The organism is Brevundimonas sp. P7753 (assembly GCF_013386595.1).
GTDB lineage: Bacteria > Pseudomonadota > Alphaproteobacteria > Caulobacterales > Caulobacteraceae > Brevundimonas > Brevundimonas bullata.
Genome location: NZ_JACARP010000203.1, coordinates 1 through 9,186, shown reverse-complemented (window position 1 = coordinate 9,186; position 9,186 = coordinate 1). Strand labels below are relative to the sequence as shown.

Annotated in this window: 9 protein-coding genes; 3 read left to right on the top strand and 6 right to left on the bottom strand. The window is 68.3% G+C overall.

The genetic code is table 11. The annotated features are described in order from the left end of the window. From HX774_RS19135 to folD, 3 genes are all read right to left on the bottom strand, one after another. Nucleotides 1–773 (bottom strand): YgcG family protein (locus tag HX774_RS19135; RefSeq protein ID WP_178828995.1); only part of this gene is annotated, 773 nt, incomplete at its 3' end. 10 nt (nt 774–783) lie between these two features. Beyond that, nucleotides 784–1,488, bottom strand: coding sequence for a LemA family protein (locus tag HX774_RS19130; RefSeq protein ID WP_178828994.1), 705 nt, complete (start codon nt 1,486–1,488; stop codon nt 784–786). Between the two features lie 232 nt (nt 1,489–1,720). Next, entirely contained in the window at nt 1,721–2,644 is a 924-nt protein-coding gene (gene folD / locus HX774_RS19125) for a bifunctional methylenetetrahydrofolate dehydrogenase/methenyltetrahydrofolate cyclohydrolase FolD (RefSeq protein ID WP_178828993.1), read from the bottom strand. A gap of 94 nt (nt 2,645–2,738) precedes the next feature. On the opposite strand from folD, the gene HX774_RS19120 reads away from it, so the two are divergent. The 3 genes from HX774_RS19120 to HX774_RS19110 are packed head-to-tail and all read left to right on the top strand — an operon-like array spanning nt 2,739 to nt 6,436. Continuing rightward, a complete protein-coding gene (locus tag HX774_RS19120; protein WP_178828992.1) occupies nt 2,739–4,574 on the top strand; it encodes a PPC domain-containing protein in 1,836 nt (611 codons plus the stop codon). A gap of 10 nt (nt 4,575–4,584) precedes the next feature. Then, nucleotides 4,585–5,616 carry a type 2 isopentenyl-diphosphate Delta-isomerase gene (gene fni, locus HX774_RS19115; protein WP_178828991.1) on the top strand — a complete coding sequence of 344 codons (1,032 nt, stop codon included), beginning with the start codon at nt 4,585–4,587 and terminating at the stop codon, nt 5,614–5,616. A gap of 58 nt (nt 5,617–5,674) precedes the next feature. Next, on the top strand, nt 5,675–6,436 hold the full coding sequence (locus HX774_RS19110; protein WP_178828990.1) for a peptidase: 762 nt from the start codon (nt 5,675–5,677) through the stop codon (nt 6,434–6,436). Here the strand turns inward: HX774_RS19110 and HX774_RS19105 are convergent. From HX774_RS19105 to hutH, 3 genes are read right to left on the bottom strand one after another with little or no spacing between them, the layout of a single operon-like run. Continuing rightward, on the bottom strand, nt 6,420–6,890 hold the full coding sequence (locus tag HX774_RS19105) for a hypothetical protein (RefSeq protein ID WP_178828989.1): 471 nt from the start codon (nt 6,888–6,890) through the stop codon (nt 6,420–6,422). The genes HX774_RS19110 and HX774_RS19105 overlap by 17 nt on opposite strands. Nucleotides 6,891–6,947: 57 nt before the next feature. Next, a complete protein-coding gene (locus tag HX774_RS20225; protein WP_178828988.1) occupies nt 6,948–7,589 on the bottom strand; it encodes a CatB-related O-acetyltransferase in 642 nt (213 codons plus the stop codon). Between the two features lie 19 nt (nt 7,590–7,608). Then, nucleotides 7,609–9,138, bottom strand: a complete 1,530-nt coding sequence (gene hutH / locus HX774_RS19095) for a histidine ammonia-lyase (RefSeq protein ID WP_178828987.1) — start codon at nt 9,136–9,138, stop codon at nt 7,609–7,611. Nucleotides 9,139–9,186: the final 48 nt, after the last annotated feature.

Genomic DNA, 9,186 nt, shown 5'->3' with positions numbered 1-9,186 from the left:
CCCCAGCCGCCGCGTCCGCCGCTGCGACCCTGGTTCTTCAGCGCTTCGCTGGCGGCCCAGATCAGGATGGGGGTCAGGCCGTCGCCGCCCTTGCCGCCGCGTCGACGTTTGCCGCCCGCCGCCGCCCCGACCAGGCTGACGAACAGGAAGAAGAAGATCAGGAAGATGATCAGGGCCGGCAGGATCGGCGCCTCGCGCTCGCTCGCCGCGCTTTTCGCCTCGGCCGCGCGGGCCTGGGCCTCGGCCGGATCGGCGGTCAGCTGGGCGATGACAGCGTCGGTCCCGGCGATGATGCCGGCCGCGTAGTCGCCGGTGCGGAAGGCGGGCAGGATGTCGTCTCTGATGATCATGGAGGAATAGGCGTCGGTCAGGACGCCCTCCAGCCCATAGCCGACCTCGATGCGCACCTTGCGCTCGTTCGGCGCGACGATCAGCAGGGCGCCGCCGTCGTTTTCCTTCTGGCCGATGCCCCAGTGACGACCCAGCTGATAGCCGAAGTCCTCGATCTCCTGATCCTGCAACGAGGGGACGGTGACGACGACCAGTTGATCCCCGGTCTGCTGTTCCAGCGTGGCCAGCTTGCCGGTCAGGGCCTGTTCCTGTTCCGGGGTCAGAAGTTGGGCGTCATCGACGACCCGGCCCGTCAGCGTCGGGAACCTGATCTCGGCGGAGAGGACGGGCAGGGCCGCCAGCCACAGGGCGAGACCGAGCAGCAACGCCGGGATCAGGCCCGGCGCGCGCCTGTCCCTCAGGGCGAGGGCGGAAGGGGTCATGTCGGGCTGACTACGCCGCCGGCGCGGGGGCTGTGGCAGGCGGCGTGGAACCGGGCGCCGCGCCTGGCGTCGTCGCCGGCGCGCCGCCGCCCGGCTGGGCGCCGGGGACGCCGAGGTTGAAGTTGACGGTCGGGGCGCTCTGGGCCTCGGCGGTGGCCGTGAACAGCTGCATGGGCTTGGAGCCGCCATGCAGGGTCTTGGCCCAGATTACGGTCGGGAAGGTGCGCAGGCTCGTGTTGTAGTCGCGCACGGCCTCATTGTAGTCGCGGCGCGCCACGGCGATGCGGTTCTCGGTGCCTTCCAGCTGGGATTGCAGGGTCAGGAAGTTCTGATTGGCCTGAAGCTGGGGATAGGCCTCGACCGTCACCAGCAGCCGCGACAGGGCGGACGACAGCTCGCCCTGCGCCTGTTGGTATTGCTGGAAGGCGGCGGGGTCGCTGAGGCTGGACGCGTCGACGTTGATGCTGGTGGCCTTGGACCGGGCCTCCATCACCTGGGTCAGGGTGGTGCGTTCCTGAATGGCCGCGCCCTGCACCGTGGCGACCAGGTTCGGCACCAGATCGGCCCGGCGCTGATACTGGCTCTGGACGTCGGCCCAGGCGGCCTCGGCCCGCTCCTGCTTGGTCGGAATGGTGTTGTAGCCGCAACCCGCCACGGCGGGGGTCAGGACGACGACAGCGGCGACGGCCGCGAGACGGGGCGAGAATCCAGCCATGATTTCCTCCGGCGGTCGGCAGGACCGCTGATCCGCTAAAGACTATCGGAGCGGAAAGGCTCCGCTTCAAGGCTGGAATTTTGACAACCTAATCCGCTCATCCCGGCGGACGCCGGGATCCAGTCCTTTGGCCATCAGTGGCGCCAGAGGCTTTCTAGGTTTCAGCGGGTGCGCGTGCGGTTCTCACTGGACCCCGGTGTCCGCCGGGGTGAGCGGGAGGGAGGGGACCCCCTCAGCCGCCCAGATCATCCGGCGTGACGCCGACCGAGCGGCAGGCGGCGGTGTAGGTGTTGGCCAGCAGGCAGGCGATGGTCATGGGGCCGACGCCGCCCGGGACGGGGGTGATGCGTCCGGCGACCTCGACGGCCTCATGGAAGTCCACGTCGCCGACGACGCGAGTCTTGCCCTCGGCGGCCTTGACGGGGTCCTTGGAGGGCACGCGGTTGATGCCCACGTCGATGACGGTGGCGCCCGGCTTGATCCAGTCGCCCTTGATCATTTCGGGACGACCGACGGCGGCCACCAGAATGTCGGCGGTGCGGCACAGGGCGGGCAGGTCGCGGGTGCGCGAGTGCGCGATGGTGACGGTGCAGCTTTCGCCGAGCAGCAGTTGCGCCATCGGCTTACCGACGATGTTGGAGCGCCCGACGATGACGGCGTTCAGGCCCGACAGGTCGCCCAGCTGATCCTTGAGCATCATCAGGCTGCCCAGGGGCGTGCAGGGGATCATGCCCGGCAGGCCGACCGCCAGACGCCCAACGTTGACGACGTGGAAGCCGTCGACGTCCTTGTCCGGGTCGATGGCGCCGAGGACGGCGGCCGAATCAATATGTTTGGGCAGGGGCAGCTGCACCAGAATGCCGTGGATGCCCGCATCGGCGTTCAGCGCTGCGATCAGGGCCAGCAGTTCGGCTTGCGTCGTTGTGTCGGGCAGGCGGTGGGTGTCCGACCGCATCCCGGCCTTCTGCGTCGTCTCGCCCTTGTTGCGGACGTAGATCTGGCTGGCGGGGTCCTCGCCGACGATGACCACGGCCAGGCCCGGCTTGACCCCGTGGGCCGCTTCCAGCCGCGCGGCGGCGGCGGCGACGCGCTCGACCAGGGTCTGCGAGAAGGCCTTGCCGTCGATCAGCGAGGCGCGGGCGGGTTCGTCAGCCATGATCGGCTCCAAGGGCTTGGGAACTGGAAAGCGTGGCCGCGATTTACAGCCGCTGCGGTTCGGCGTCTATGATAGCGCCAGCAAAGAGGTTTTCATGCGTCATTCTCAGTTCGGGGCCCTGTTCACGGCGGCCAGCGTTATCGCCCTGCTGTCGTCCGGCTCCGCCTTCGCCCAAACAGCCGTCGACACGCGCATCGGCGCTGAAGTCCGCGGGCGGCTGGAAGAGGGGGATGCGCGCACCCGCGGCGGCGACGCCTACCGCTACGACGACTATCGCGTTCAACTGCGGGCCGGTCAGCGGTTGCAGGCCGAACTGCGCAGCAGCGACTTCGATTCCTTCCTGGCGATCTACGCCGAGGGCCGCACCTCGGGCGAGCCGCTGGCGACCGACGACGACGGCGCCGGCAGCGGCATGAACGCCCGCCTGCGCTTCACGCCTGAGACCGACGGCGTCTACATCGTCCGCGCCAGGGCCTATTCCGGTCTGGCGAGCGGCGCCTACACCCTGGCCCTCAGCGAACGGGTGGCGCCGCGTCAGCCGCGTCCGGGCCGGATCACGGTCGGCGGGGACGTCTCGGGCCGCCTGAGCAGCGGCGACGCCGAGGACGAGGACGGCAATATCTTTGACGCCTACGCCTTCCGGGCCAATGCGGGGGATCGCGTGGCGGTCCTGCTGGAATCCGACGACTTCGACCCCCTGGTCCGCGTGGGCCGCATGGTCGGAGGCTCGTTCGTCCAGTCGGCTCAGAACGATGACGGCGCGGGCAAGGGGTTGAACTCCTATCTGGTCTTCACGGCCCCTCAGGCCGGGGAATATGTGATCCAGGCCGCCTCGGTCGGCAGCGGCGCCGAGGGCGATTATCGCCTGTCGCTGGAACAGGGCCCGCCGGCCCCTGAAGCGCGCAGCATCGCCATCGGCGATGAGGTCAGCGGCCGTCTGGACGACGACAGCGCCCAGAGCGACGCGGGCGCGGCCGCCGACCTCTACCGCTTCACCGGACGCGCCGGGCAGCGTGTGGCCATCAGTCTGAAGGCCGACGACTTCGACAGCTACCTCGAGTTGTTCGACGCCAACCACAACAGCCTGGCCACCGACGATGACAGCGGCGGCGAGCTGAACGCGCGCCTGACCTTCGTCCTGCCCGACGACGGCGACTATCTGATCGAGGCGCGCGGCTTCTCGGACGCCAACGGCCGCTATGACCTGAAGCTGGAAGAGGTGGCGCCGCCGCCGCCGCCGACCGCGCTCAGCTTTGGACAGACGGTTCAGGGCGACCTGAAGGAGGGCGGCCCCACCGACGACGCAGGGCGGCTGTTCGACGGCTATGCCTTCAGCGGAACCGAGGGTCAGCGGGTTCAGGCCATCATGCGTTCCGGCGATTTCGACGCCCTGTTGCAGGTCGCCAAGGCGGGCGAGGAATTCGAGGAACTGGCCAGCGACGACGACGGTCTGCGTCAGGGCACCGACGCGCGTCTGACCTTCACCCTGCCGGAGGACGGCGACTACATCCTTCGCGCCCTTCCTTATTCGAGCAGCGGCAAGGGGCTGTATTCGCTTGAGTTCGCGGACCGTGGGCCGGAGCCGGGGCCGGGCAGTCTGTTGATCGGCTCGACCGCGCGCGGCGCTCTAACGGACAACGACGCCCTGACTGACGAAGGGGTTTCGTTCGACGCCTACACTTTCAAGGCCAAGGCCGACGAGAAGCTGCGCTTCACCCTGATCTCTCCGGCCTTCGACGCCATGGTCGAGGTGGGCGAGGACAAGGAGGGCGACTTCCGCAGCCTGGCCGAGGATGATGACAGCCTGTCGGACACTCACGCCCGTCTGGACTGGACCGCGCCGCGCGACGGGACCTATGTCGTGCGCGCCCGCAGCTTCGCGCCGGGTTCGACCGGCGACTATGTCCTGACGGTCGAGCGTCAGCCCTGATGTGTTGCAGGTGAGCGACGACCTGATCCTGGGCCGCAAGGACCAGCACCTCGACGTGGTGCTGTCCGGGGGCGGGCGGCACGCCCTGGCGTCGGGTTTCGACGACTGGCGCTTTGTTCATGAGGCCCTGCCGGATCTGGATCACGCCAAGATCGACCTGGGCGCCGACTTCCTCGGTCGGCGACTGCAGGCCCCCCTGCTGATCAGCGCCATGACCGGCGGACCGGCCCGCGCCGAGGCCATCAACGCCCGTCTGGCCGAGGCGGCCCAGCATCTGGGCATCGCCCTGGCCGTCGGGTCGCAGCGCGCGGCCATCGAGGGCGGAGCGACGGGCGGGCTGGATCGCTCCTTACGCGACCGTGCGCCCGACACGCCGATCCTGGCCAATATCGGCGCGGCGCAGCTGACGCGGGGGTTTGGGGTCGAGCAGGCCAGGCGGGCGCTGGACATGATCGGGGCCGACGCCCTGGTGGTGCATCTGAACCCCTTGCAGGAAGCCTGTCAGCCCGAGGGCGACCGCGACTGGTGGGGTGTCGGCGCCGCGCTTCAGGCCCTGATCCGTGATCTGGACGCGCCGGTCATCGTCAAGGAAACGGGGGCGGGGATTTCCGCCGTCACCGCCCAGCGTCTGATCGCCATGGGCGCGGCGGGCGTGGACGTGGCCGGGGCCGGGGGCGCCAACTGGGGGCTGATCGAGGGCGAACGCGCGACCGATCCGGCGGACAAGGCCCACGCCGCCGCCTTCGCCGCCTGGGGAATCCCCAGCGCCCGCGCCATCGCCGAGGCCCGCAACGCCTTGCCGGAAGCCCTGATCGTCGGCTCCGGCGGGGTACGCGACGGCGTCGATGTCGCCAAGGCCGTACGCCTGGGCGCCGACGTGGTCGGCATGGCCTCGGGCGTCATTCAGGCGGCGACAGAGTCCACCGAGGCGGTGGTCGCCCACTTCCAGACGGTGATCCGGCAACTGCGCACCGTCTGCTTCTGCACCAATGCCGCCAACATGGCGGCGCTGAAACGCGTACCCTTGCTAAGTGTAAAATAAATCAACTGTTTAGGCGCTCGGGTTAGGGCGCTGGTTCGGAACACTACGGAGCCCCCTCATGCGTACCCTTTTGATGACGACCGTTCTGGCGTCGGCCCTGGCAGTCGCCGGCGCCGCCTCGGCCCAGAGCAGCATTCGCCCTGGCCAGACCATTCAGGGCAATTTCAGCGCCAAGGACGCCCGCATGGGCGACGGCTCGCACTACCGTTGCTACGTCGTCCAGACCAACCCGGAGGAGGCCTATACGGTCACGCTCAGCTCGTCGGACTTCGACACCTATCTGTCGGCGGGGCCAGGCGCAGACTGCGACGACACCTCGGTCTTTAATGACGACGGCCCCGACATGGGCACCAACTCACAGCTGCGCTTCGCCTCCAGCGGCGGTCTGTGGATCATCAAGGCCAATACCCTGAGCGAGGGCGAGACCGGCCGTTATGAGCTGCGCGTCTCTGCGGGCGAGCGCGTTCGTCCGACCACCCAGGTTCTGCCGATCGCAGTCGGTGAAAGCCGCTCGGGCCGTCTGGAGTTCAGCGACCGCCGCGCCGACGACGGTTCCTTCTACGACTGCTACGCTCTGACCATCGCGCGCGCGGGCAGCGTCGCCATCCGTCTGGATTCGGGTGATTTCGACGCCTACCTGGGCCTCTATGAAGGGCCGCAATGCGACGGCGACTCGATGGCGTCGGACGACGACAGTGGCGGCGGCACCAGTGCTCAGATCGTGCAGAGCCTGCGCGCCGGGACCTATTCGATCCGCGCAAACACGCTCGCATCGTCGGAAGAGGGCGACTACACCCTCAGCGTCACCTCGCGCCGTTGATGTCGGCGGCGGCCTCGGTCAGATCGACCGGGGCCGTCTCCACGACCGCTTCCGGCAAGGGGCGGTCGAAACCGAAACTATAGTCGTCTGGGTCCAGCCGCACGATCCGCGGCGGTGTCGGCGTCATCGGCTCCACCATCACGGGCTGCGGGGGCAGGGGCGACGTTGGCTCCACCCAGGCGGTGGCCAGTGCGGTCCCATCGGCGCTGAGCGGCGAGAGAGCCTCCAGCCTTTCCGGGTCATGCTCATAGCCATTGTTCAGTTCGCCCACCGCCAGAATGGGGCGGGGGGCCAGCTCCGGTTCGACCGGGGCCACCACATCGACGCTGATCGAAGGCCCGTCCGCCATCGGTCCGTGAGCGATCGAGGTCGAGCGCCACAGCATCCAGCCCCCGCCGAGCAGGGCGGCCAAGCCGACCGCTGCAATCGTTGTCGTCGCCGCCTTCTTCATCATTCACCGATCCTGACGCACCCCTTCTAGAAGCGCCGATGACCGATAGGGTTCACGCCGTCAGTTGTCGCGGTCGAATGCGGCGACCGCTTCACGCAGGGCCTGGGGGTCCGAGGCGGTAAGCAAGGGGCGCAGGGCCTCGAACTTGGCCGTCGGCCAGTCGTAGATGCGCAAGGCCAGCAGCAGGGCTGTCGTTTCGGCGTCGAAGCGGTTGCGGACAGGCTTAGCCGGATTGCCCGCGACGATGGCATAGGGCTCGACGTCGCGCGTGACGATGGCGCCCGAGGCGACAACCGCCCCTTCGCCGATGGTGACGCCGGGCATGATCATGGCCCGCATCCCGATCCAGGCGCCGTCTCCGATCCGCGTATCGCCCTTGCCGACATAGGCGTCGCCGATGATTTCAGGGAAGGGGTAGAGGCTGAACCAGTCGGTGCGGTGGGTGTGGTTGCCGCCCATCAGGATGACCGCCTCGGCCCCGATGCAGACATAGTCGCCGATATGCAGCTGATCGACGGGCCACTGTGACTCCCAGGCCGCCAGGCTGTAGGCGTCGCCATAGAGGTAGCGCACGACGCTGGACTGAAAATCGCCAGTCCAGGCGTCGCTGTAATAGGAGTGTTCGCCCCGCACGTGAATGTTGGGGTTGGTCACGCTCTGGTGGAGATACTCCACCTTCGACCAGTGTTTGACGTCGTCCATGTGCGAGGCTCTCCGTGGTTTACGCCGAGGGCAGCAGGTCGCCGGCGAAGGCGCGATAGCGACCGGCCCGCACCCCGTCCGTGGCCCGGGCGATATCGGGGGCGAAGTAGCGGTCGGACGAATAGGGTTCGGCTGCTTCCCGCACGATGGCGTAGGTCTGCTCCAGTTCCGGCGATGTGGTCAGGGGACGACGGAAGTCGATGCCCTGGGCTGCGGCCAGCAGTTCGATGCCGACCACGGTCGCCGTGTTGGCCGCCATGTCCAGCAGGCGACGCGCGCCGTGGGTGGCCATGGAGACGTGGTCTTCCTGATTGGCGCTGGTCGGCACGGTGTCGATAACGCAGGGATGGGCGACCATGCGGTTCTCGGCCACCAGGGCCGCCGCCGTCACCTGGGCGATCATGAAGCCCGAGTTCACGCCGCTGTCCTTGACCAGGAAGGCGGGCAGGTCGGTCATCTTGGGGTCGACCAGGATGGAGGTGCGGCGCTCACTGATATTGCCGATCTCGCACAGAACCATGGCGATCTGATCTGCTGCATAGGCGACGGGTTCGGCGTGGAAGTTGCCGCCCGAAATGACGTCGCCGTCCTCGATGAAGACCAACGGATTGTCGGTCACGGCGTTGGCTTCACGCTCCAGCATGGCGGCGGCGTTGCGTAGGACGTCCAGGGTCGCGCCCATGACCTGGGGCTGGCAGCGCAGGGAGTAGGGGTCCTGCACCTTGGCGCAGTCGTGGCGGTGACTGTCGCGGATGGCGCTGTCGGCCAGCAGTTCGCGCAGACGGCGCGCCACGTCGATCTGGCCCGGCTGGCCGCGCAGGGCGTGGATGCGGTGGTCGAACGGCGCGTCCGAACCCAGCAGCGCATCGACCGACAGGGCGCCGGCGGCGACGGCGGCGGCGAAGACGTCCTCGGTCGCGAACAGACCGGCCAGGGCCAGGGCCGTCGAGCACTGGGTGCCGTTGAGCAGGGCCAGACCCTCCTTGGGGCCCAGGACGACCGGCTTCAGCCCGGCCTTGGCCAGGGCGGTGACGGCGTCCATCGTCTGACCCTGATAACGGGCCTCGCTGACGCCGATCAGGACGCAGCTCATATGGGCCAGCGGCGCCAGGTCGCCCGAGGCGCCGACCGAGCCCTTGGCCGGGATCAGCGGCAGGACCTCGGCGTTGACCATGGCGATCAGGGTCTCCAGCGTGTGCCGCCGAACGCCCGAGGCGCCCTTGGACAGGCTGGCGATCTTCAGCACCATCAGCAGGCGGGTGACGTTCTCGCTCAGCGGTTCGCCGACGCCGCAGGCGTGGCTGAGCACCAGGTTCTTTTGAAGGGCTTCAAGGTCTTCCGCCGCAATGCTGGTGTTGGCCAGCAGGCCGAAGCCGGTGTTGATGCCATAGACCGTGCGCCCCTCGGCCAGGATGGCGGCGACGACCGCGGCCCCCTTTTCGACATTGGCCCAGGCGGCGGGCGTGAGTTCGACCTGAATAGGGCCGTTCAGGACCGTGCGAAGCTGATTAAGAGTCAGCGGATCTTGGCCGATAAGGATCTTCGTCATTTCTTCTTCTCCTCCCTTCCCCTCGAGGGGGAAGGGCCGGGGATGGGG

Excerpts from the sequence above, each read along its gene's own strand:
- HX774_RS20225 (WP_178828988.1), bottom strand. The coding sequence starts at position 7,589 with ATGGACGACGTCAAACACTGGTCGAAGGTGGAGTATCTCCACCAGAGC.
- HX774_RS19110 (WP_178828990.1), top strand. The coding sequence starts at position 5,675 with ATGCGTACCCTTTTGATGACGACCGTTCTGGCGTCGGCCCTGGCAGTC.
- hutH (WP_178828987.1), bottom strand. The coding sequence starts at position 9,138 with ATGACGAAGATCCTTATCGGCCAAGATCCGCTGACTCTTAATCAGCTT.
- folD (WP_178828993.1), bottom strand. The coding sequence starts at position 2,644 with ATGGCTGACGAACCCGCCCGCGCCTCGCTGATCGACGGCAAGGCCTTC.
- HX774_RS19130 (WP_178828994.1), bottom strand. The coding sequence starts at position 1,488 with ATGGCTGGATTCTCGCCCCGTCTCGCGGCCGTCGCCGCTGTCGTCGTC.
- HX774_RS19105 (WP_178828989.1), bottom strand. The coding sequence starts at position 6,890 with ATGATGAAGAAGGCGGCGACGACAACGATTGCAGCGGTCGGCTTGGCC.
- HX774_RS19120 (WP_178828992.1), top strand. The coding sequence starts at position 2,739 with ATGCGTCATTCTCAGTTCGGGGCCCTGTTCACGGCGGCCAGCGTTATC.